The following is a 23,224-nucleotide window of genomic DNA, read 5'->3' as shown; positions in this document are numbered from 1 at the left end:
ATTTTTGTCGAAATCAGATTATACCATGTCCAGAATACTTACCGGAATACAGGCCACAGGAACACCGCACCTGGGAAATTTACTCGGCGCAATTATTCCCGCTATTGAACTCTCCAAAAAGCCGGAAAATGAATCGTTTTTATTTATAGCCAATCTGCACTCTTTAACTTTGATTAAAGATGCGAAGACGCTTAAACAAAATACATACGAAACAGCTGCTGCCTGGCTTGCATGTGGGTTGGATACGGAGAAAACGTTTTTTTACAGACAGAGCGATATTCCCGAAACCTGCGAACTTACCTGGTATCTGGATTGTTTTTTTCCGTATCAAAGATTAACACTGGCGCACTCTTTTAAGGACAAATCTGATCGTTTACAGGATGTGAATGCGGGTTTATTCAATTATCCTATTTTGATGGCGGCCGATATTTTACTGTACAACGCGGAGATCGTTCCCGTAGGCAAAGACCAGCTTCAACATCTGGAAATTACCAGAGACGTTGCCGAAAAATTTAACCGGCAAATGGGCGATGTTTTTGTGCTGCCAAGCGCAGAATTACAGGAGGAAACCAAATATGTTCCCGGTACCGACGGGAAAAAAATGTCGAAATCCATTGGGAACATTATCAATATTTTTCTATCCGAAAAAGAGGTAAAAAAACAGGTGATGAGCATTGAAACGGATTCGAAGTCTTTGGAAGACCCAAAAGATCCGGAAACCGACAAAGTTTTTGCCATCTATCAGCTCATTGCAACGCCGGAACAAACCGAAGAACTGCGCGCGAAATATCTCGCCGGAAATTTCGGGTACGGACATGCAAAAACCGAATTGTTGCATTTAATTTTAACGCGGTTTGCGAAAGAAAGAGAACTCTTTAATTATTACATGAACAATCTGCCGGAACTGGAAGAAAAGCTGCAGCAAGGTGCCGCTAAAACCAAAATCATCGCAAGAAATACAATAAGCAGAGTTCGCGAAAGTTTGGGCGTTTAGATTCTAAATTTTACAAGTAATTTGCCACGAATACACCGTATAAAGAAGTGAATTCGTGGCAATTTTATTTACAGAATATTTTTCAACTCGATCAATTTTTTAATTACGGTTACCTCATCGGCCTCGAAATTATCATTAAAAACATCGAAGAAAATTACTTTTAAGCCGAAAGATTTACCGCCTTCCACATCCGCGATCCAGTCGTCGCCTATCATCATGGACTCTTCTTTCTTTGCGCCGGCTTTATTTAAAGCATACGCGTAAATTTCGGGTTTGGGCTTACGAATGTTGATCTCATCAGCACTCGTAATGGTTTTGAAATAGTTTTTAATTCCGGAAAGTTCACATTTTCGAAACGTAACTTCTTTAAAACCGTTGGAAAGAATATGCAGGTGATAGGGTTTTTCGGAGAGATACTCCAAAATCTCAAAAGCACCTTCAACCAGATCGTTGTAATTGAGGATCTCATCCAGAAAATTATCTTCGAAGGTTTGCGCAAGGTCGAAATCATCAATTCCAAAAAAGAGAAAAGTATCGTGAAAGCGGTGCCTCCGGAGATATTCTTTATCAATTTCGCCGTCCCGGATCTGTTCCCAAAGCCGTTCGTTGATGGTAAAATATTCGGTGTGGAATTCCTCGAAACCGAGGTTGTATTTGTGGGAAACATCTTCTCTTTTAAAAATTTCTTTCAAAGTGAGATAAGCATTTCTGCGATGGTCCCAAAGGGTATTGTCGAGGTCAAAAAAAATGTGCTGAATTTTCATACAGCACAAATTTAAATAAAATTAAGGTCAATTCTGGGAAACAATCTGATTTTTACTCCGGGTTTTCAAAACAGTGATGCTTCTGGAATAGCTCAACAGAAAATCGATCGTTTGTCTTTTTGGTATCAAAAGGTTTTTGTTTAAAGTGTCATTTTTTTTCATAGGCGAAATATTTTATTTCCCTAAAAACGCAACTTTTTTTGAATTATTATTAACGTGTTAAAATAATCTGATGCTCGTTCATTATTTTTCTTAGATTAATAAGGGCGTACCGCACTCTGCCGAGCGTTGTATTGATGCTGGTATCGGTTTGATCCGCAATTTCCTTAAAACTTAAACCGTCGAAAAAACGCAGTTTAATGACTTCCTGCTGATTTTCGGGCAAGAAAACCAACATTTTCATTAAATCATCCTGTATTTGTTGACTTATTAATCGCTCTTCTATATTTTCTTCTTTTTCGGAAATAAGATCGAAGATGGAGAATTCGTCATTATCATACGTAGTTTCGGAAACTTTGATGTGTTTTGATTTTAGACGGAAATGGTCGATGATAAGATTATAGGCAATCCTTTTTGCCCACAGGATAAATTTGCCTTCTTCATTGTAGCGCCCTTCTTTTAAGGTTACAATAATTTTCATAAAAGTATCCTGAAAAATATCGTTGGCTAAATCTTCATCCATCAATTTATAGAAAATGAAAGAAAAAAGATCTTTTTGGTGTCTTTGAATAAGAATTGGCAGCGTTCTTTCGTTACCATTCCTGTACTCCGAGATCAACCAGCTATCGGTTTGTGTAGTCATAATTCACTTCTTTATTTCATCCGAGGCCCTAAACCAAAAGGTTTATTCGGATTTTTAGATTTCAGTTTAAAAAAAGAAGTAAAATTTTATCTCGATAGCTTGTTTTTAGTTGAGTTGGTAAAAGTAATAAAAAAGTTAATACTGTGTTAAAATTTTTTAAATATTTAAAGAAAAATTGTTATTTCGCTAAATCATGCAAGAGAACAAGCGGAATATTAACAGTAAAATTAATATTGAGGCCTTTTAATTCTTTTCCATTAATACCTTGTTTATCAAGGGAAAAAGCATAACCTCCCGTCAAATCGATGATACCGAAGAGGGAAGCACCAACTTTCGGCGCAACATATTTTGTTGTGACTTCTGCGCCGGCCAGAAAATAATAGGCGTGATAAAGATCAACATTCCGTTCGAAATTAATAAGAACGTCACCCTGAACCTTTGGCATAATGGCAAAATCGCTGTTCGCCACACCCAATAAGGCCGAAGCTCCAACCCGGTAAATAAGGTCGTCGGTATTCAGAAAAAGCAATCTTCCGCCGATCTCGCCGAAACTTTGATTTTGATAAACGTATCCCGCATGAACGATCTTGTGCATGGTTAGCTGTGCTTTTGCAAAATTCGCGGACAACATCATTAAAAAAACTGAAAAAATGAAAATTTTCTTCATAAGGAATTTTTGTTCTGCGGTAAAGTTAAAAAAAACTGCTTTATCATTTTTGGATAAAGCAGTTTAAATTATTTTAAAAATTAGAGGTCAAATTCTTTCTTAATTTCATCAACCTTGTCAAGTTTTTCCCAGGTAAAAAACTCCAGATCTTTGATCACCAGGTCTTCACCATTTGCTTTTCGAAAGGTCTTGTCGGCAATATAAGGCTCTCTTCCCATGTGCCCGTAAGACGCCGTTTCCTGATAGATGGGATTTCGAAGTTTTAAATTCTGTTCGATGGCGTACGGCCTTAAATCAAATATTTTCTGCACTCTTTCTGCCAGTTCGCCGTCATTCAAACCGAGTTTGGACGTGCCGTAGGTGTTGATGTATAGACCGCAAGGCTCTGCTACGCCGATGGCGTACGAAACCTGTACCAAAATTTCCTCGGCAACTCCGGCTGCCACTAAGTTTTTCGCCATGTGACGAACCGCATATGCTGCGCTTCGGTCTACCTTCGACGGGTCTTTACCCGAAAACGCTCCACCACCGTGGGCGCCCTTTCCGCCGTAGGTATCAACGATGATCTTTCTTCCCGTTAAACCGGTATCGCCGTGTGGACCTCCAATGACAAACTTTCCTGTGGGATTAACGTGGTATTTGATCTGGTCGTTGAAAAGGTTTTGAATACCCTGTTTTTGTTTTGCTTTTACTTTCGGAATTAAAATCTCAATAATATCTTTTCGGATTTTCGCCAGCATGGCTTCGTCGCTTCCAAATTCGTCGTGCTGGGTTGAAACTACAATAGAATCGATTCTTACCGGCTTGTGATCATCGGAATATTCAATTGTAACCTGAGATTTTGCATCTGGACGAAGATACTGGATGGCATCGTTTTCCCGTCTCAAAACAGCCAATTCTTTTAAAATGGTATGCGCTAAATCGAGTGCCAAAGGCATATAATTTTCTGTTTCGTTGGTCGCGTAACCAAACATCATTCCCTGATCGCCGGCGCCCTGGCTGTTGGCTTTGGAATCAAAATCATCATTCTCCGAATTCCGGTCCACGCCCTGGTTGATGTCTGAAGACTGTTCGTGAATGGCAGAAATGACGCCGCAGGAATCTCCCGCAAACATGTATTCTCCTTTCGTATAGCCAATCCCGTTAATTACTTTTCGGGCAATATCCTGCACATCCAGATAAGCGGTGGATTTAACTTCACCGGCCAAAACCACCTGTCCTGTGGTCACCAAAGTTTCGCAAGCCACTTTCGAATTGGGATCGTTGGCCAGAAAATTATCGATGAGGGCATCGGAAATCTGATCTGCAACTTTATCCGGATGTCCTTCAGAAACCGACTCAGACGTAAATAAATATGACATATTTCTTTTGTTTTTTAAAAAATTAATTTTTAAAGAAAAAGGGAAGTGATTACAAAAGAAACTAAAATAGAAATTCTGTTTTAGCATTTTTTTGAGAGGTTGCAATCAGTTCAAATTTTTCCTCGCGAAGTTATTCGGTTGCAAATTTAAAGAGTATTTACCGAACCGCAAAATTTACGCAGGTAATAAAAATCATTGCGGTTTAATGCTTTCGAAGTCCTCCGGAAGCTTATTATAATTTAATTTTTCTTTCAAAGAATTTTTGATGGAAGTCGCCATTTCACTTAAAATCTTCTGTTTATACGTGGGCTTGTAGTAAATTAAACTGATCTCGCGGAAGGGGAAAGGCTTACGGAACCTCGAAATTTTATTTTTTTGAATTTCTGAAAGTTGCGGAATCGCCAGTTCGGGCAAAATTGTAATTCCGCCCACTTTATCCACCATTTGAATTAAAGTGTTGATGTTGGACGCTAAAAACTCCAGGTTTTTGGGCTTTAGGGAGTTTTCTTTTAAATTACAAATGTTCTCAAACTGCGTTTTCAAACAGTTTCCTTCTTCTAAAAGCCAAACTTTGTTTGTATCGATCTCTTCCGGAATTACAAAGGAATCTTTTTTAGAATCAATGTCGGAGGAATAAATCATGAGTTCTTCATTAAAAAGAAAATCCTGATAAAACTCACTTGCTGCATCGTAAGGCGTGGAAATTATCCCGGCATCGAGTTCGCCCGATTTCAGCGATTTTATAATGTTATCAGTGGTCATTTCCTTCACATTCAGCTCAATTTTCGGATTTTCCTTTAAAAAATCAAAAATCTCCGACGGCAATATAAAACTCGACACAGTGGGAATAATACCAAGGTTAAGTTTGCCGGCCAAAACATTGTTAAGAAGCGAGGCTTTATTCTTGAGTTCATTTACGGCGTCGATCACTGTTTTGGCTTCCTCGATAATCTGCACTCCAATATCGGTTGTACGGATAGGATGTGTAGTTCGGTCGAAAATCTTCACGTCGAGCTCATCCTCAAATTTTTGTATCATCGCGCTCAGTGTTGGCTGCGTAATGAAACAGGCCTGCGCGGCTTTACCGAAATGTTTATATTTGTTAACGGCGATTAAATACTCCAGTTGCTGAATGTTCATAAATTAATTTTATCTATACAAATATACTATGTTATATTTATACTATGTTATATTGATTTTCGTTTGCTTAGCGTGGTAATTCACTTCCGAAATCCGTAAATTTGTACCGTAAAACTTACTTCAATGCCCAATAAAAAACTCACTTCCGGCTCCGGCGCACCCTATTTCGACCATCAGGATTCCCAAACGGTGGGACCACGAGGTCCGGTTTTATTACAGGACTTTATTTTACAGGAAAATTTAGCACATTTTGTACGGGAAAGAATTCCCGAAAGAATTGTACACGCAAAAGGCAGCGGTGCCTACGGAAAGTTCACTGTAACGCACGATATTTCCAAATACACCAAAGCAAAACTGTTTTCAAAAGTTGGAAATGAATGCCGAATGTTCGCCCGTTTTTCTACAGTGGGCGGCGAAAAAGGCAGTGCAGATACAGAAAGAGATCCGCGCGGCTTTGCGCTGAAATTTTATACGGAAGACGGCAACTGGGATCTGGTTGGCAATAACACGCCCGTCTTTTTTATTAAAGACGCCAAAAAATTTCCAGATTTTATCCATACCCAAAAAAGAGTTCCAAAAACAAATTTGAAGAGCGCGACCATGATGTGGGATTTTTGGAGTTTCAATCCCGAATCGCTTCATCAGGTTTTAGTTTTAATGTCGGATCGAGGTACGCCGCATGGCTACAGACATATGCACGGATTTGGTTCCCACACCTACTCCATGATCAACGATAGTAACGAGCGTGTTTGGGTTAAATTCCATTTCCGGACCCAACAGGGAATAAAAAATTTCACCCAAGAAGATGCAGTGAAAATGAAGGGTGAAAATCCCGATTTTGCACAGGAAGATTTGGTAGAAGCCATCGAAAAAGGAAACTTTCCGAAATGGACGCTTTTTATTCAGGTAATGACGGAAGAACAGGCAAAAGAATTTCGCTGGAATCCTTTCGACGTAACGAAAGTTTGGTTTCATGAGGAATTTCCTTTAATTGAAGTCGGCGAAATGGAACTGAATGAAATTCCGAAAAACTTCTTTGCACATGTAGAACAGGCTGCTTTTTCGCCCGCCAATTTAATTTCCGGCATCAGTTTTTCCCCCGACAAAATGTTGCAGGGCAGATTATTTTCTTATCCAGATGCGCAGCGCTACCGCGTGGGCGTGAACGCACATCTTTTGGAAGTTAACCGGTGCCCTTTCGAAGTCAATAATTATCAGCGGGACGGAGCAATGGCAGATTCGCGCAACTACGAAGATGCCCCAAATTATTTTCCAAACAGTTTCGATGATATTCAGCCCGATGCCACCTACAAAAATTTGGAATACGATTTAGACAGTACCAATGTGGCGCACTTTAACCGTAATGAAAACGATGACGATCATTACACGCAACCTGGTCTGCTCTTCACGAAAGCCATGAATCAGGAGCAGCGAGAGCATCTTATTCAAAACATCGTTACTTCCATGAGAGGGATTTCGGGGCCGAAAAAAGACGAGATCATCAACCGCCAGCTTTGCCATTTCTTTCGCGCCAATATCGAACTTGGAATGAAAATCGCGATGGGTCTTCAGGTAAATATTGACGGGAACATGATGACGCACTCGTTAAGCACTGAGTTTTAGAACGCTGTCACACATTTTTCCCGCGCCACAGCCGAACCTTTTCGGAGTCAGAAAAAAACAGTACTTTGCATCTTTAAAATTTTAATTTCAAAAATGAATTACGATAATATCATTCTCCAAATCGAAGAAAAAACTGCGGTAATTACTATCAACAGACCGGAAAGTTTGAATGCGCTGAATGCCGCAACGATTCGGGAACTGAGCGAGGCTTTTGGAGAACTGGATTCCAACAAAGAAATCAGGGTCGTCATCTTAACCGGAAGCGGCGAAAAATCTTTCGTTGCGGGCGCCGACATCAAAGAATTTTCCGACTTTGGAACTCAGGCTGCGGAGGAATTATCGCGAAACGGCCAAAACATTCTCTTCAACAAAATAGAAAATCTAAGCAAACCCGTAATAGCAGCCGTTAATGGCTTTGCTCTGGGCGGCGGTTTGGAACTTGCCATGGCGTGCCACATCCGATATGCGTCGGAGAACGCTAAACTGGGCTTACCGGAAGTGACTTTAGGACTAATTCCGGGTTACGGCGGCACCCAAAGGTTGCCAAAACTGGTTGGTAAAGGTTTGGCCAACGAACTCATATTTTCTGCAAAAATGATTTCGGCGCAACGAGCAAAAGAAATCGGCTTGGTGAACGAGGTTTTTAGTTTAGAAGAACTTTTGCCACAAACAAAGGCATTGGCTGCGCTAATTTCGCGCAACTCGCCAATGGGCATTTCAAAAGCAATTATCGCTGTGAACGAATTTGATAAAACAAGCGGTTACGAGACCGAAATAAAATCTTTCGGCGAACTGTTCGAAATGAAAGACAAGAAAGAGGGAGTTTTGGCATTTCTGGAAAAAAGAAAACCGAACTTTTAGGCCGAATTCTTCTCGCAGCAACTTTTAAAGCAAAATAATTAGAAAAATAGTAGATTTTGGAACCAACTAAATTCGACAAAGCTTACCTTAAAATGGCAATGGAATGGGCAAAGTTGTCTTATTGCAAAAGAAAAAAGGTTGGAGCGCTCATTGTAAAAGACCGAATGATCATTTCCGACGGCTATAACGGCACTCCTTCCGGATTCGACAACTGCTGCGAAGATGAAACAGGGAAAACGCAATGGTTTGTTTTGCACGCAGAGGCCAACGCTATCCTGAAATTGGCAGGTTCTACACAGTCTGCAAAAGATGCAACACTGTATTTAACTTTATCTCCGTGCAAAGAATGCAGCAAACTTGTTTTACAGGCCGGGATAAAAAAAGTGGTTTATGTAGACGAATATTCCGACAATGACGGAATAGATTTTCTAAAAAATCACGGCATTGTTCTCCTGAAAATATCGAAAGAAGAACTGCTATAAAAATTAAAGAAGATGATCACTTGGGATGAAAAAATAAAAGATTTTGAAAATTTCCTGAAATTTGAGAGAAATTTTTCAGACAATACACTTGACGCTTATTTAAGAGACATCCGAAAACTTCGCGATTATGCAGAATTCGATCTGTCCAATACCGGTCCTCTTCAAATTACCTACGAAAATATTCAGGAATATCTTTTTCAGCTTTCGAAGAAAAAATTCAGCGAGCGCTCCCAGGCCCGATGGATTTCCTCCATCAAATCTTTCTTTAAATATCTTTTAGAAGATGAAGTTCGCACCGATAATCCCGCCGCTTTGCTGGAAGGTCCCAAATTAGGCCTTTACCTCCCCGATACCTTAAGTTTCGAAGATGTGGAACGAATCATCAAAGCCATCGATATAGCCACCGATTTGGGACAAAGAAACCAGTGCATGATTGAAGTCTTATACGGCTGCGGCCTGCGCGTTTCCGAACTCATCGATCTGAAAATTTCCAATATTAATTTTAAAGAATCTTATTTAAAAGTGGAAGGTAAAGGTGATAAAACACGTTTTGTTCCCTTAGCCGTCTATACTTCTTCGCTTATTAGAGATTACATTAACAACATTCGCTCTAAATATAAAATAAATAAAAAATGCGAAGATATTTTGTTTTTGAACAGCCGCGGCTCCGCCATGTCCCGCGTTATTGTCTTTATTATTATTAAAGAACTCACTGAGAAAGCTGGCATCAACAAGAAAATCTCGCCTCACACCTTCCGTCATTCCTTCGCAACGCATCTTTTACAAAACGGTGCGGATCTGCGGTACATTCAGGAAATGTTGGGCCATTCGAGCATCACAACGACCGAAATCTACACCCATTTAAAAAACGAAGAATTGCGTGACGTCATTCTTAACTACCATCCGCGAAATAAAGTTTAAATGGAATTTCTGAAATTTTGTCCAAAATGCGGGCACGAAACTTTACAATGGGACGGCGAAAAAATGTGGTCCTGCTCCCACTGCGATTACGTTCTCTTTCATAATGTCGCCGGAGCTGTTGCGGTATTGATAAAATTTAAGGATGAATTTCTCTTCACACGCAGAAATCAGGAACCGAAAAAAGGAAAACTGGATCTGCCCGGCGGATTTGTAGATCCGAAAGAAAGCGCCGAAGAAACTTGCGTGCGCGAGCTTTTTGAAGAAATGAAAATTGAGGTGCCGATTTCCGACTTGAAATATCTAGCCAGTTTACCAAACACGTACGAATACAAAAACATTCTGTACAACACTTTAGATCTTTTTTACGAATACGAAGTTTCAGAAAAATTCGACGTTGAAATGGAGGTTTCGGAGATTTCTGAAACCATTTGGCTTAAAAAAGAGGATCTTAACCTGGAGGATCTGGCTTTCGATTCGCAGCGACTTTTTCTGAAGAACTATCTCCGGGCCTGAGAAAACTTTTCCAATCAAAATTGTTGATCTTTTTACCGTAAATTTGTCGTCGGTAAAAATCCATTATGCAGGAACAAATCGTTTTCGAAGACAACCATCTTTTGGTCATCAATAAAAAAGCCGGGCAGCTCGTTCAGGGCGATAAAACCGGCGATCTTTCTTTGCTCGATCTGCTTAAAGATTTTATTAAAGTTCGAGATCACAAACCCGGAAACGTTTTCTTAGGCCTCGTTCACCGCATCGACCGCCCGACTTCCGGTCTCGTAATTTATGCAAAAACGTCGAAAGCACTTTCACGTTTAACGCAGATGGTGAAGAACCGCGACATTAAAAAAACCTATTGGGCCGTGGTGCCGAAAGTAGAAATTCCGCACGCGCAACGCCTTATCCATTACCTTCAAAAAAACGAAAAGAATAACAAATCCACTGTTTTCCCAAAAGTGACGGACGGCGCGAAAGAAGCCATTCTCAATTACGAAATCATCAAAACCTTAGATAATTTTCAGTTGCTGGAAGTGGATCTGGAAACCGGCCGGCATCATCAGATTCGGGCACAGTTGGCAAAGATTGGCGCACCGATTAAAGGCGACTTAAAATATGGCTCGCCGCGCTCCAATCCCGACGGCGGCATTCACCTTCACGCCAGAAAATTAGAATTTATCCATCCGGTGACGAATGAAAAGACAATAATTGTGGCGAAAGTTCCGCAGAACGATGTGATATGGCAGGCTTGCGAAGATTAATGTTCGCTAAAAAACCACAGATTTCTGAACGGTTATTTTAGCAAAATCTACTGGCCCGGAATTAAACCCGCGTCTTCCTTCTTCTCTTTATCCAACAAATTGGGATCTATCTTCGCATTTTTATTCTTCGTCGGAATCTTATAATTGACAGAAATACCAAATTTCCGCGAGTCGTTTTTGCTGGACAAATACACATTCGGCACGGCGGAAACCGAATGAAGCGCCGTTTCCTGCGTATTGAAAACATCATCCGCGAAGAGCGAAATGTTCAGTCTTTCGTCCATGAATTTTTTGGAAATGTTCACGTTTAAAGAATTGCTGAAAGGTTTATCTGCCACGAAATAATAGTAATTTCCGTTCGGCGTCAGATAATTGTAATTCGCAACAAATGTGATGTCTTTCGGCAATATAATCTGCGCCATAAAGTTGAAAACCCAAAAACCTTTTGTACTGATATCCGGCAATTCGTGCAGTTGATAAGCAGAATAAATGTACACAAAATTCAGTTTATCGGGATTCATGTCGAACTTCATCAGCTCTTTCAACGGCGTATTGAAAATGGCGAACGGAATGGGAAATCCTACATTGAAGTTATGGATCTTCAGTTCCGAAACATTGTCCTGCGAATTGCTGATGACATCGCGCTCGCGGCTGATCTTCTGTACGACCTGGTTTTTCGCGACACTCACGTTATATCCGATAAAAACATAATCGACGGCACTTAATTTCGCTTCGAAATTATCAAAAATAGTGGGCTGCAGATTGGGATTTCCGGAAGACTGAGAATTGGGTCCGGAAAACGTGGTGTTATTCGGATTTAAGACGGAAATACTCGGCAAAGAAATTTTCTTGTTATAATTCAACGCAAAATAAACCTGTTTCGCAAAATTATACTGCAAACTCGCGTTGGGGAAAAATTTAAACTTTTTAAAATCCGTTAAAGCTTCATAGCGGTTATTGCGGTAATTGTAGGTTGTGCCGGAAATATCGTAATCTTCCGCGCGCGTTCCGAGGATAAAATCCATCTTTTTCAACGTCGCCTTAAATTCCAGATAAGCGGCGGCATTTAATTTTTGATAGTCTAAGTTAAGCGAATTAAAACTCGCCGTTTTGTAATTTTGTTTTTCATAAAGACCACCGAAACTCACTTTCCCCTCATCCAAAATTTTTAAAGGTTGAGAATAATCAACCTTGAAATTAGACACGCGCATCACTGAGGAATTATCGAGAACATTTTGCGCCTGCGCCGCATTTTGCTGATCGAACTGCGAATCGGCCTGGGAATACGACGCTTTGAAATCCAGTTTCTGCGCCTTATCATTAAATTTTTTCTGATACATTAAAACCGCATCGTTCCTGTAATTTTCGGAATCGCTATACGAATTTTGAGTATATGGATTTCCCTCGTAGATTCCGGAACTTGCATTATTGGTATCGCCGCCATTTTTATAAAAATCATAATTCAACAGCAACCGGTCGAGACCAAGATCGATTGTGACAGCTGTTTTCGCAAAAATTCCGCGGTTTATTCGGTCTGAGTTGATGAAGGCCAGATTATCCTGATTCGAGTCCATCAAACTTTCGCGGTAATTTTGTCCAGCGTTGATCTGCCAGCCAAAATATTTGTTTCTTGCGTTTAAATTGATGGAATTTCCGGTTCTGCTGCGGAATTTATCGTCATTTGTAAAGCTGTAGTTGCCGGAATAGGTTGCGGTTAAATATTTTTTTGAATTTTTGTTCGTGATGATGTTCATGATGGCGCCGCCGGAAGTTGCGGGAAATTCCGCGCCGGGCTGCGTGATGATCTCAATTCGTTCCACAGAATTTGCAGGCATACCTTCCAAAAAAGAATTCAGTTCATTGCTCGAAATATTAAGCGGTCTTCCGTCCATATAAACCGCGAGCTGCTTGCCCTGATACAGCATTCCCGCCACATCGGAAACAATGAGGCCGGGTAATTTTTTCATACCTTCCATCACCGTTCCGGAATTTAAACTGGGCTGTTCAGAGAAATCGAAGATGGTACGGTCTGCTTTCTGCTCGACGGCCTTTTTAGTTTTCGTAATAACAACACCTTCAATTTGTTTTTCTTTCGTGTTAGAGGTGGATTTTTCCTGGGAAAAGTAGAATTGCGAACAGAACAATGCAATAACTGCAGCAGATATTTTGGTCATAAATTTTAATGTAAGTAATAAGACACCGCAAAGAGGGATTTGTTACAGGGCTTGCCGATAAATGTTCCGCCTAAATTAGATCGTCACATTCCCTTAACTCGTGTTATAAAAAAGTTCATCTTAGGCTTGAGCTTCTTTTCAGACAAATCAGCGAAAAAAAACCGCCCAGTTTCCAGGGCGGTTATCATTATTATTTTTATATACAGTTATGCATTTCTTGCCGCTTCGGCAGCGATTAGATTTAATGCTGAACCTGCTTTGTACCAGTCTATTTGCTGTGTATTGTACGTATGATTTGTTAAGATAATATCTTTTGTGCCGTCGGAATGCACTAACTCTAAAGTCAATTGTTTCCCGGGTGCAAACTGATCTAAATCTAAGAAATTAACGACGTCATCTTCCTGAAATTTGTTGTAGTCTTCTTCGTTCGCGAAGGTCAGGCCTAACATTCCTTGCTTTTTCAGATTCGTTTCGTGAATTCTGGCAAAAGATTTTACCAAAACGGCTTTTACACCAAGATGTCGGGGCTCCATCGCAGCATGTTCTCGGGAGGAACCTTCACCATAATTTTGATCTCCAACAACGATGGTTGGAATTCCCGCTGCTTTGTACGCTCTTGCAACATCCGGAACCGCACCGTATTCTCCCGTTAGAAGATTTTTCACGGTATTCGTTTCCATATTGTACGCGTTGATGGCACCAATCAACATATTGTTCGAAATATTATCCAAATGCCCACGGTATTTCAACCAGGGTCCTGCCATCGAAATATGGTCGGTGGTACATTTTCCGAAAGCTTTAATCAAAACTTTTGCGCCGGTAATATTTTGTCCGTTCCAGGCGTCAAAAGGAGTTAACAACTGAAGGCGGTCTGACGTCGGATTCACATTAACGGGAACTGAAGAACCATCTACAGACGGCGCCTGATAACCGTTGTCGTCTACAGCGAAACCTTTTGGCGGCAATTCCATTCCCACAGGTTCGTTCAATCTTACTTCCTCGCCGTTTTGATTGGTTAAAGTATCGGTAATCGGATTAAAATCTAATCTCCCCGAAATTGCAACCGCAGCCACCATTTCCGGCGAGGCGACAAAAGCATGGGTGTTTGGATTTCCGTCGGCTCTTTTCGCAAAATTTCTGTTGAAGGAGTGAATGATGGAGTTTTTCTCCCCTTTTTCGGATCCTTCTCTGTCCCATTGTCCGATACAAGGACCACAGGCATTGGTAAAAATTCTGGCGGATTCAAATTTTCTGAAAGAATCTAAGAAACCGTCGCGTTCTGCGGTAAATTTAACCTGCTCCGAACCCGGGTTAATCCCTAAGATTGCTTTTGGCTTCACGCCTTTGGCGAAAGCATCGTCCACAATAGAGGCCGCTCTGGACAAATCTTCGTAGGAAGAGTTCGTACAAGAGCCGATCAAGGCCCATTCGACTTCAATTGGCCAACCGTTTGCCAAGGCTTTATCGTGAAATTCCGCAACCGGTGTAGCCAAATCCGGCGTGAAAGGTCCGTTTAAGTGCGGTGTTAATTCATCCAGATTAATTTCGATAACCTGATCGAAATAAAGTCCCGGATTTTCATATACTTCCGGATCACCTGTTAAATGCTCAGCGATTTGATCTGCAGCGTCAACAACATCCTGTCTTCCGGTTGCTGATAAATATCTTCTCATGGAATCATCATACCCGAAAGTTGAAGTGGTTGCTCCAATTTCTGCACCCATATTACAAATGGTTCCTTTTCCTGTGGCAGAAAGCGAGAGCGCACCATCGCCGAAATATTCTACGATACAGCCCGTTCCGCCTTTTACGGTTAAGATTCCCGCCACTTTCAGAATAATATCTTTCGCGGCCGTCCAGCCGTTTAATCTTCCTGTTAATTTAATACCGATGAGTTTCGGCATTTTAAGTTCCCAAGCCATTCCGGCCATCACATCCACGGCATCTGCACCGCCGACACCAATAGCAACCATTCCCAAACCACCGGCATTTACCGTGTGAGAGTCGGTTCCGATCATCATTCCGCCCGGAAATGCATAATTTTCGAGAACCACCTGGTGAATAATTCCGGCGCCCGGCTTCCAAAAACCGATGCCGTATTTATCGCAAACAGAACTTAAAAAATTAAAAACTTCAGAGTTTTTATTGATCCCTTCCTGTAAATCTGCTTCTGCCCCAACTCTCGCCTGGATCAGGTGATCGGCGTGCGCAGTTGAAGGTACGGCTACTTTTGCTTTACCGGCCTGCATAAATTGCAACAGCGCCATTTGAGCGGTTGCATCCTGCATTGCAACGCGATCCGGAGCGAAATCTACATAAGAATTTCCTCTTTCATACGCTTGCGATGCATTGCCTTCCCAAAGATGGGTGTAAAGAATTTTTTCTGAGAGTGTAAGAGGTTTCCCTACGGCTTCACGTGCTTTTGCAACTTTCTCCGGGTAAAGCTCATACACTTTTTTAATCATATCAAGGTCAAAAGTCATATCGATATATTTTTTTTGAATATTTAAAGGAACTCAAAATTACGAAATTTTTAAGTGTTAGCTCGTCTTAAATCATTTAGAATTAGAATAAATATGATATTGATGATCTATTTTTTACTAATTTTATAAAAATTTAGCCATGGAAACTCCCAATCCTGCTTTAAATCCGAATCAAAATCCAAATGCCATTCCGCCGAAAAACTGGCTTGTAGAATCCATTCTGGTCACGATTTTCTGTTGTCAGATTTTAGGAATCATCAGTATTGTGTACGCCGCCAGCGTAGAGTCGAAATTCTATCGCGGCGACATTGCCGGCGCGGAAAGTGCCTCAAATACAGCGAAAACTTTGGTCATGGTAAGCGTCGCCTGCGGTCTCCTGACGATTGTTGCCATCGGAATAATGGCAACGCTCGGCGTTTTTGCAGGATTTTACAACCGGTAATGGGGCGCAAAAACAGCAATCTTCTATATTCGGTTTTCATCATCGCTTTTGGCGGCGGTCTGCTTTTTTACTATTTCTATAATCCAAACTCGGATTCTTTTTTAATTCGGTGCCCTTTCAAAACATTCACTCATCTGGACTGTCCCGGATGTGGCAGCCAAAGGGCGCTACACTCCCTGCTGCACGGTGAATTCCGGCAGGCATTTTCTTATAATCCTCTTTTTATTGCAGCCATTCCGTATGTATTTACGGGGGTTTTGTTCGAGTGGTTTGGTTTAAAATATTCCTTTCCCAAGATCCGCAAAATCCTGTTTGGCCGCTGGGCAATTTACCTGATTGCCTTCCTCGTTATTTTCTTCTTCATCTTTAGGAATATTTAAATTCCTATTTTTGGCAAAAATTTTGCAAAAAAGAAGCCCATGAAGTATGTTCTCGTTTTATTTTTCTCAAGCCTTTCCTTTTCCCTAGCTGCTCAAAAAAAAACTGTTCAGAAAAAATTTATTGCTCCTAAAACCAATGTTTTGAAGCAGACTGCTCCTAAACCGAATCCTGACCTAATTAAAATTAATGATTCCGTTGCGGCGTTAATTCCCCAGAAGATCGACGGAAAGTTTGGATACATCAATCAAAATGGCAAAGTGATCATCAAACATGAATACAGCAATGTCGGCTTTTTTACGGAAGACTGTAACCTTTTGCATTCGCATAATGATAAAGTGCGAAAATATGGCACCGACAAATATGCTTCGGTAAGGCTCAACGGCCTGGATTTCCGAATTAACGAAGCCGGTAAACGCGTTTATCTCTTCAAAGCAGAGGACCTGGGAAAATGCCCTTCAGAATTCAAAGCCCAGCTTTTTCATGGTTATATCTTAAATGATGCTTACGGAATTATCGAAGATTCAAAATTCGAAAATCCGGGAGATTACCGGCAGTTTACTATTTATCCGCAATATAACTATCTTCATATTATGGAAGGCGACGACCTGAAAAACCCGATGATCGTGGCGGTTCAAAACAACCGGTTTGGTGTTATCGACATTCACAATAAAGTCATCATTCCGTTTGAATACAGCGACATTAAAAGAAACTACAGCTGGAAGCTCGCGCGTCTTTTTGAAGTTACGAAAGACGGAAAAAATTATTATTATATAGATGCCGATAACAAAAGATATTAGAAAATATTTTGTAATATTGCGCTCAGAAATTAAAGGGGTGCCGTGAAAAGCTGAGATTATACCCAATGAACCTGGAACAGATAATGCTGTTTAGGGAAATTAAAATAAGGATGGATAAGGACTAATCATCAGGATTATTACTTTTTGTCGATTGCTTATTACTAATCAAATTCGCCCCTTTTATTCAATTAATCTTAAAAATTAAAAGAATGAAAGGATTTATTTTTTTGGACTGCTCGCTGGTCCCTTCTATTTTGCCCAGTCTGTGCAGGATACCTTAAAAACTCAGGAAATTGAAAGCGTCAATTTCACAAAACGGCTGCCGGTCTCGAAAGAGATTATCAACGTCGAAAAAGACCTCAACCAAAAAAATCTCGGTCAGGATTTACCTATTTTGCTGAAAAACCAAATGTCGGTCATCTCCACTTCTGATGCCGGAAACGGTGTGGGTTATACGGGATTTAGAATTCGTGGCGTGGGCGGAACCGCGATCAATGTCATGTTAAACGGCGTTCCGTACAATGATTCAGAATCACAGGGAACCTTCTTTGTAAATGTTGGTGATCTGACGAGTTCCGCTTCTCAAATCGTCATTCAGCGTGGTGTAGGAACTTCTTCCAATGGCGTGTCTGCTTTTGGAGCCAGTGTAAATGTACTTACCAAAAATCCCGAGGAAAAATTTTATGTACAATCCGATAATTCCTACGGGTCTTTTAATACGTATAAATATTCGGCAGAAATTGGCAGCGGAAAATTTTGGAAAGATCGGTTATCCGTGATGGGACGATACACCAAAATTCATTCTGATGGTTATATCGACCGCGCTTTTTCAGATTTAAATTCTTATAATTTTACCGCACTTTTTGAAGAGAATAAAACCAAGATACGTTTGATGGCCTTTGGTGGAAAAGAAAAAACCTATCAAGCCTGGACGGGTGTGGACAAAGCGACGTGGGAAACCAGGCCGAAATACAATTTTTCCGGTGCAATTTACGATGCAAACTTTGAAAACATTGTCGGGTTTTATGAGAACGAAACCGATAACTACAGACAGAATCATTATCAGCTTTTATGGGAACAGCAACTCAACACGCGCTGGAATCTGGAAACCACGCTTCATTACACGAAGGGAAAGGGTTTCTATGATAATTACAAACAGGATGCGAAATTCTCAAAATACAATTTACCAAACTTAGAAGTTAATAATCAACTTGTTAAAAGGACAGATTTCATCCGCAAAAAATGGCTGAATAACGATTTTTACGGCGGTGTTTCTACTCTTTATGGAAAGTTTGAAAACCTCGACCTGAATTTCGGACTCGTTGCAAATAGATATTTTGGTAAACATTTTGGAAATGTAACCGGCGTTTATTTTCCGGAAATTTTCGAACATGAATATTATAGAAATAACGGCACAAAAACCGAATTTGCTGGTTTTGCAAAAGCGATTATTAAAGTAAACCGGTTCGAATTTTATGGCGATGCTCAAGTCAGAAATATTCATTACGACACTGAAATCATTCAGCAAGGTGATGACGAAGGCGTGCAACTTGACAGAACCTGGTCATTTTTTAATCCGAAAGTGGGTTTTAACTATAAAATAAGTTCCGGAAAATTATTTCTATCCTACGCACATGCGCACCGCGAACCTAACCGCGACGATCTTTTTGCAAACCCCGACATTCAGCCGGAAAAACTGCACGATTTCGAAGCAGGTTTGGAAAAAACTTTCGGTGCAGTCTCCTTAACGACCAATCTTTATTATATGAATTACGTGAATCAGCTCGTTCTGAATGGGCAGATCAACGACATTGGCGAATTCATCCGCATCAATTCGGGGAAAAGTTATCGACTGGGCGTGGAAGTTGGCGCCTTGGCAAAACTTTCGGACCAGTGGAATGTTTCGGGAAATTTAACGTTGAGCAAAAACGAAAACCGAGATTTTAAGAACGAAACTGCAGACGGAATTCAAAATCTTGGCAACACGCCAATTTCGTTTTCGCCGGAAGTTATTGCGAACGCCTTAATTAATTACAATCCTACAACAAATTTTAGTTTAGGACTTCAAAACCAATATGTTGGAAGCCAGTATTTGGACAACACGAATACGGAAAGTTTAAAACTGGCGGATTATTTCCTAACCGATTTAAATGCGAGATACACTTTAAAACTCAAAAGAACCGAAGTCGATTTCAAATTATTGGTCAACAATATATTTAATAAAAAGTATGTGAACAATGGCTTTGTCGACGAGCAAAATCCTTTTTATTTTTCGCAGGCCGGAACGAACTTTTTGTTTGGAATGAGTTTTAAATTTCAATAATTTACAATACGCGTTCGCGACGAGGTTAAAGACTGCTTTTTAAGCGGTCTTTTTTAGTTTGATTAAATGCCTTAAAAAACATAAATTTGCCACCATATGAATTTTCCTCTCCTTCTTCTCGAATTTCTGAAAAAACAGGGCAGTGTTTCTGTTCCGGGTTTTGGGGATTTTTACTTAAAAAATGCCAACGCTGTAGTCGACGAAGTGGAAAAAAGCATTCTTCCGCCCGGCAATGAAGTGGCATTCCGAACTGATGCAACGCGGGAAGGAAGCGAATTTATTCAATTTATTGCCCAACAGAAAAACGGGTCTGAAATCGACGCCGAAAACGAGATTAAAAAACAGGTTAATTTTTGGAACTCCACGCTGGAAAAAGAAGGGAAACTCGCCGTCGATCATTTAGGAACTTTTTTTCTGGACGACAGCAAATTACACTTTCGCGGACTTAGAACCGAAAATCTTTCGCCGGATTTCTACGGTTTGGAAGAAATTACGATCGCGGAAATTAAAAACACCAAACTGACGGCTGCGCCTCATAAAAATTCTTACCGATTAAGCAAATCGGTATACTGGCTCATTCCGCTGCTGCTCGGGATTGCAACTCTAACCTATTTTGGTATTACCCAGCCCGAAACCATTTTTGGGAAAAAATCTTTCGAAGACGGTTTGACTGAAAAGCTTGTACCAGAAGTTACGAAAGATACTTTAAAAGTGGATTCCGCCACTATTACAAATCCGGTTTTGGATTCGTTACGCGAGAATTCTATAAAAAACGCAACTGTTCCTCCTGTTAAAAAGTGGAGCTCAAAAAAATATTCAAAATCTAAATGGAAAAAACCAAGAAAGCCTCAGAATCGTTAACAATAATGACGAATATCGTTCTGCCGAACGAAACCAATTCTTTAAGAAATCTTTTCGGCGGCGAACTTTTAGGGAAAATGGACCGGTGTGCTTCCATTTCGGCCGCAAGACATTGCGAAAGACGCGTAGTAACCGCTTCTGTAAATCATGTTTCCTTCGATCATCCCATCCCGGAAGGCGGAATTGTGGTTTTAGAATCCAAAGTTTCGCGGGCATTTTCGACGTCGATGGAAATTTACGTGGATGTGTGGTTGGACGATCCGATTAATCAGAAAAAAATCCACACCAATTCCGGGATTTACACTTTTGTGGCGGTAGACGAATTTAACCGTCCGATTCCTATTCCGAAAATGGTTCCGGAAACAGAGGAAGAAGTAACGAGATTCGATGCCGCGCTGCGACGGAAAGAGCTGTCGTTAATCCTTTCGGGGAGAATGAAAGCCGCAGATTCTGTGGAACTGAAAAAATTGTTTGCCTCTTAATCAAACAAGAATCACACAAACACACGCTGGTAACTCTAAATATTCCTGCAATCATTTTTGTATCAGTGTTTTAAACAATGAAGCGTTAGAAAATGAAAATCCTTCTCCTCGATAAAAACCATCCGCTCATTACAGAACAGCTTTCGGCGAAAGGATTTTTGCTGGATGAAGATTTCTCTTCGCCTTATAATGAGGTTTTAAAAAAGATCGCGAATTACGACGGCATTATCGTTCGAAGCCGCATTCCCCTCGATCGCAATTTTATCGAACACGCAAAAAATTTAAAATTCATCGCACGCGTTGGCGCCGGTATGGAAAATATCGATGTTGAATTTGCGCAAAAGTCCGGTATCAAACTCATCAGTTCCCCGGAAGGCAACCGCGATTCCGTTGCAGAACATGTTGTCGGCATGCTTTTAATTTTAATGAACCGACTTTTTATCGCTTCCAACGAAGTGAAAAAGGGGATCTGGAATCGCGAAGAAAACCGCGGCGACGAACTTCTCGGGAAAACGTTCGGAATTATCGGTTACGGAAACATGGGGAAAGCGGTGGCGAAAAGGCTTTCCGGTTTCGGTGTGAAGGTGGTCTTTCATGATCTTCTTCCCGATCTTTCCGATGAATTTGCCACGCAGGTCTCCCTCGAAACACTACAGAATGAAGCCGATATATTAAGCCTGCATCTTCCCATCACACCGGAAACACATTATTTAGTGGACGCGGAATTTATTTCGAAAATGAAAAAAGACTTTTACTTCGTCAATACCGCGCGGGGTAATAATGTAAAAACTTTCGATTTGGTTTCCGCCTTAAAGTCGGGCAAAATAAAAGGCGCCTGTCTGGATGTTTTGGAATTTGAAAAAGCATCTTTCGAAAATCTGGAAGTTGAAAACGAAGATTTAAATTATCTTTTGGCTTCCGAAAAAGCAATCGTAACGCCACATATCGCAGGCTGGACCATTCAAAGCAAAGAAAAACTGGCGCAGGTGATCGTGGAAAAAATCCTGCGTGACTTTTCTCAGTCTTAACAAATCTTTATGATTTCGATCTTCCACAATTTTTCGAAATTCCCTTATATTGCGGAAATTTTTAGCCCAAAAAACGCTTAATGAAATTTTTACTCCGCACGTTCTTTCTTCTTATTTTGAGTTTCACTTTGTTTTCCTGCAAAAAAGACCAAACAATTGACGAAGAACTCAAAACCGCTCTTCCCAATTACGGAAACATCGATCTGGACAACATTTTCAACCGAAAAGACAACCATTTGGACAATAAGGATTCCATCGTTTCCGCGATCGACAATTATTACAAAAACGTCTGGGAAAAAGGTGATTTATGGGGCGGATTTTTAGTCGCGAAAGGCGATAAAATTCTTTATGAAGGCTATCGCGGCTATGCCCAGGGAGACAGTCAGCAACCCATCAACGATACCATGGCTTTGCATGTGGCTTCCATTTCCAAAACACTCACGGCCATGGCCACGCTGAAATTAGTTGAAGCCGGAAAATTGAAACTGGACGATCCTTTGACCCAATATTTTCCAAAATTTCCCTACCCGAAAGTGACGGTTTTCACCCTTTTATCCCAACGAAGCGGCTTGCCAAAATACGAATATCTGATTGAAAAAATTACGCCCGCACCGCCGGAAATGAGTCAGAAATATTTGAGCAATCAGGATATTTTGAATCTGTTGATCCAATATAAACCCGAACTGGCGCGCGAAACCGACACGGGTTTTATGTATTGCAACACCAATTATGCGCTCCTGGCATTGCTCATCGAAAAAGTAACAAAAACTCCGTTTCCCGAGGCGATGCAGCAAATTATTTTTCGTCCCCTGGCCATGAAAAACACTTATATTTTTAAAGAAAAAGATACGGTAACGGCGGCAAAATCTTTTTTCCAACGTGGCCCCAAAGTTTATCCGTACGACCGTTTGGATCTTATTTATGGGGATAAAAATGTGTATACCACGCCGCGAGATCTCCTGAACTTTTCGAAAGCGATGTTTGCGAAAAATTTTCTGCGGAGCGATCTGCAGGAGCAGGTGTTCGCGCCGCACAGTAACGAAAGACCCGGCGTCAATAACTACGGACTCGGTTTTCGCATGAAGATATTTGACGAAAACTCAAAGTTGACCTATCATAACGGGTGGTGGCACGGCACAAATTCGGTTTTCGCCCATCTCTTAAAATCGAATGTTACCATTATCGCAATCGGCAATAAATATTCCAGCCGTGTGTATTCGGCCCTCGCGCTTTCGGGACTTTTTGAGAATTTTCCGTACGAAAGGGAGAAGTTCCGAAAAGAGATGGAAAAAACTGACTCTTCAAAAAACGGCTCAGGCGCCGACACTCTGCAAAAAGCCAACGATTCTTACAGTGAATAATTTTCTTAATTTTGTTTAAAA

General features: G+C 40.8%; 23 protein-coding genes and 1 riboswitch. Of the genes, 15 read left to right on the top strand and 8 right to left on the bottom strand.

What is annotated here, in order from left to right:
* Positions 1-25: 25 nt before the first annotated feature.
* Positions 26-994, top strand: coding sequence for a tryptophan--tRNA ligase (gene trpS / locus L0B70_RS06690; RefSeq protein WP_235143567.1), 969 nt, complete (start codon positions 26-28; stop codon positions 992-994).
* 68 nt (positions 995-1,062) lie between these two features.
* On the opposite strand, the gene L0B70_RS06685 is transcribed toward trpS, so the two are convergent.
* The 6 genes from L0B70_RS06685 to L0B70_RS06665 all read right to left on the bottom strand — a co-directional run bounded on the left by L0B70_RS06685 (position 1,063) and on the right by L0B70_RS06665 (position 5,728).
* On the bottom strand, positions 1,063-1,758 hold the full coding sequence (locus L0B70_RS06685; RefSeq protein WP_235143502.1) for a YjjG family noncanonical pyrimidine nucleotidase: 696 nt from the start codon (positions 1,756-1,758) through the stop codon (positions 1,063-1,065).
* A 27-nt stretch (positions 1,759-1,785) separates the two neighbouring features.
* A complete protein-coding gene (locus L0B70_RS13395) occupies positions 1,786-1,920 on the bottom strand; it encodes a hypothetical protein (protein ID WP_260089234.1) in 135 nt (44 codons plus the stop codon).
* Positions 1,921-1,969: 49 nt separating this feature from the next.
* On the bottom strand, positions 1,970-2,560 hold the full coding sequence (locus L0B70_RS06680; protein WP_235143501.1) for an RNA polymerase sigma factor: 591 nt from the start codon (positions 2,558-2,560) through the stop codon (positions 1,970-1,972).
* Between the two features lie 178 nt (positions 2,561-2,738).
* Positions 2,739-3,227, bottom strand: a complete 489-nt coding sequence (locus L0B70_RS06675) for a hypothetical protein (protein ID WP_235143500.1) — start codon at positions 3,225-3,227, stop codon at positions 2,739-2,741.
* 80 nt (positions 3,228-3,307) lie between these two features.
* Entirely contained in the window at positions 3,308-4,588 is a 1,281-nt protein-coding gene (metK, locus tag L0B70_RS06670) for a methionine adenosyltransferase (protein ID WP_235143499.1), read from the bottom strand.
* 192 nt (positions 4,589-4,780) lie between these two features.
* Complete coding sequence (locus L0B70_RS06665; protein ID WP_235143498.1) at positions 4,781-5,728, bottom strand: LysR substrate-binding domain-containing protein; 948 nt, start codon at positions 5,726-5,728, stop codon at positions 4,781-4,783.
* A 123-nt stretch (positions 5,729-5,851) separates the two neighbouring features.
* On the opposite strand from L0B70_RS06665, the gene L0B70_RS06660 reads away from it, so the two are divergent.
* The 6 genes from L0B70_RS06660 to L0B70_RS06635 all read left to right on the top strand — a co-directional run bounded on the left by L0B70_RS06660 (position 5,852) and on the right by L0B70_RS06635 (position 10,871).
* A complete protein-coding gene (locus L0B70_RS06660; protein ID WP_235143497.1) occupies positions 5,852-7,351 on the top strand; it encodes a catalase in 1,500 nt (499 codons plus the stop codon).
* 93 nt (positions 7,352-7,444) lie between these two features.
* Positions 7,445-8,212: an enoyl-CoA hydratase/isomerase family protein gene (locus L0B70_RS06655; protein WP_235143496.1), complete on the top strand. Its 768-nt coding sequence runs from the start codon at positions 7,445-7,447 to the stop codon at positions 8,210-8,212.
* A 92-nt stretch (positions 8,213-8,304) separates the two neighbouring features.
* Entirely contained in the window at positions 8,305-8,694 is a 390-nt protein-coding gene (locus L0B70_RS06650) for a dCMP deaminase family protein (RefSeq protein ID WP_235143566.1), read from the top strand.
* Positions 8,695-8,709: 15 nt separating this feature from the next.
* On the top strand, positions 8,710-9,615 hold the full coding sequence (xerD, locus tag L0B70_RS06645) for a site-specific tyrosine recombinase XerD (protein WP_235143565.1): 906 nt from the start codon (positions 8,710-8,712) through the stop codon (positions 9,613-9,615).
* Complete coding sequence (locus L0B70_RS06640) at positions 9,616-10,128, top strand: NUDIX domain-containing protein (RefSeq protein WP_235143495.1); 513 nt, start codon at positions 9,616-9,618, stop codon at positions 10,126-10,128. It abuts the gene before it with no gap.
* A gap of 62 nt (positions 10,129-10,190) precedes the next feature.
* Positions 10,191-10,871 carry an RluA family pseudouridine synthase gene (locus L0B70_RS06635; RefSeq protein ID WP_235143564.1) on the top strand — a complete coding sequence of 227 codons (681 nt, stop codon included), beginning with the start codon at positions 10,191-10,193 and terminating at the stop codon, positions 10,869-10,871.
* A 47-nt stretch (positions 10,872-10,918) separates the two neighbouring features.
* Here the strand turns inward: L0B70_RS06635 and L0B70_RS06630 are convergent, their stop codons facing one another.
* Together L0B70_RS06630 and L0B70_RS06625 are read right to left on the bottom strand one after the other, a co-directional pair.
* On the bottom strand, positions 10,919-13,045 hold the full coding sequence (locus L0B70_RS06630; RefSeq protein ID WP_235143494.1) for a TonB-dependent receptor domain-containing protein: 2,127 nt from the start codon (positions 13,043-13,045) through the stop codon (positions 10,919-10,921).
* Between the two features lie 206 nt (positions 13,046-13,251).
* Positions 13,252-15,528, bottom strand: coding sequence for an aconitate hydratase (locus tag L0B70_RS06625; RefSeq protein ID WP_235143493.1), 2,277 nt, complete (start codon positions 15,526-15,528; stop codon positions 13,252-13,254).
* Positions 15,529-15,667: 139 nt separating this feature from the next.
* On the opposite strand from L0B70_RS06625, the gene L0B70_RS06620 reads away from it, so the two are divergent.
* The 8 genes from L0B70_RS06620 to L0B70_RS06585 all read left to right on the top strand — a co-directional run bounded on the left by L0B70_RS06620 (position 15,668) and on the right by L0B70_RS06585 (position 23,203).
* Entirely contained in the window at positions 15,668-15,970 is a 303-nt protein-coding gene (locus tag L0B70_RS06620; RefSeq protein WP_235143492.1) for a CD225/dispanin family protein, read from the top strand.
* On the top strand, positions 15,970-16,350 hold the full coding sequence (locus L0B70_RS06615) for a DUF2752 domain-containing protein (RefSeq protein WP_235143491.1): 381 nt from the start codon (positions 15,970-15,972) through the stop codon (positions 16,348-16,350). Before L0B70_RS06620 ends, L0B70_RS06615 begins: the two co-directional genes overlap by 1 nt.
* A gap of 39 nt (positions 16,351-16,389) precedes the next feature.
* Positions 16,390-17,148 carry a WG repeat-containing protein gene (locus L0B70_RS06610; RefSeq protein ID WP_235143490.1) on the top strand — a complete coding sequence of 253 codons (759 nt, stop codon included), beginning with the start codon at positions 16,390-16,392 and terminating at the stop codon, positions 17,146-17,148.
* Positions 17,149-17,171: 23 nt separating this feature from the next.
* Positions 17,172-17,264: riboswitch (TPP riboswitch) on the top strand.
* 149 nt (positions 17,265-17,413) lie between these two features.
* A complete protein-coding gene (locus tag L0B70_RS06605) occupies positions 17,414-19,471 on the top strand; it encodes a TonB-dependent receptor (RefSeq protein WP_235143489.1) in 2,058 nt (685 codons plus the stop codon).
* A gap of 96 nt (positions 19,472-19,567) precedes the next feature.
* A complete protein-coding gene (locus L0B70_RS06600; RefSeq protein ID WP_235143488.1) occupies positions 19,568-20,332 on the top strand; it encodes a hypothetical protein in 765 nt (254 codons plus the stop codon).
* On the top strand, positions 20,299-20,814 hold the full coding sequence (locus L0B70_RS06595) for an acyl-CoA thioesterase (RefSeq protein WP_235143487.1): 516 nt from the start codon (positions 20,299-20,301) through the stop codon (positions 20,812-20,814). The genes L0B70_RS06600 and L0B70_RS06595 overlap by 34 nt, the downstream gene beginning before the upstream one ends.
* Positions 20,815-20,906: 92 nt before the next feature.
* Positions 20,907-21,842 carry a 2-hydroxyacid dehydrogenase gene (locus tag L0B70_RS06590; protein ID WP_235143486.1) on the top strand — a complete coding sequence of 312 codons (936 nt, stop codon included), beginning with the start codon at positions 20,907-20,909 and terminating at the stop codon, positions 21,840-21,842.
* An 80-nt stretch (positions 21,843-21,922) separates the two neighbouring features.
* The gene (locus L0B70_RS06585; protein ID WP_235143485.1) at positions 21,923-23,203 is read left to right on the top strand and encodes a serine hydrolase; all 1,281 of its coding nucleotides are present in this window, start codon (positions 21,923-21,925) and stop codon (positions 23,201-23,203) included.
* The last annotated feature ends 21 nt before the right edge of the window (positions 23,204-23,224 follow it).

Origin of the sequence: Kaistella sp. 97-N-M2, assembly GCF_021513235.1 — a bacterium.
In the GTDB taxonomy this organism is placed as follows: domain Bacteria; phylum Bacteroidota; class Bacteroidia; order Flavobacteriales; family Weeksellaceae; genus Kaistella.
This window is presented reverse-complemented; position numbering and strand designations above follow the sequence as displayed.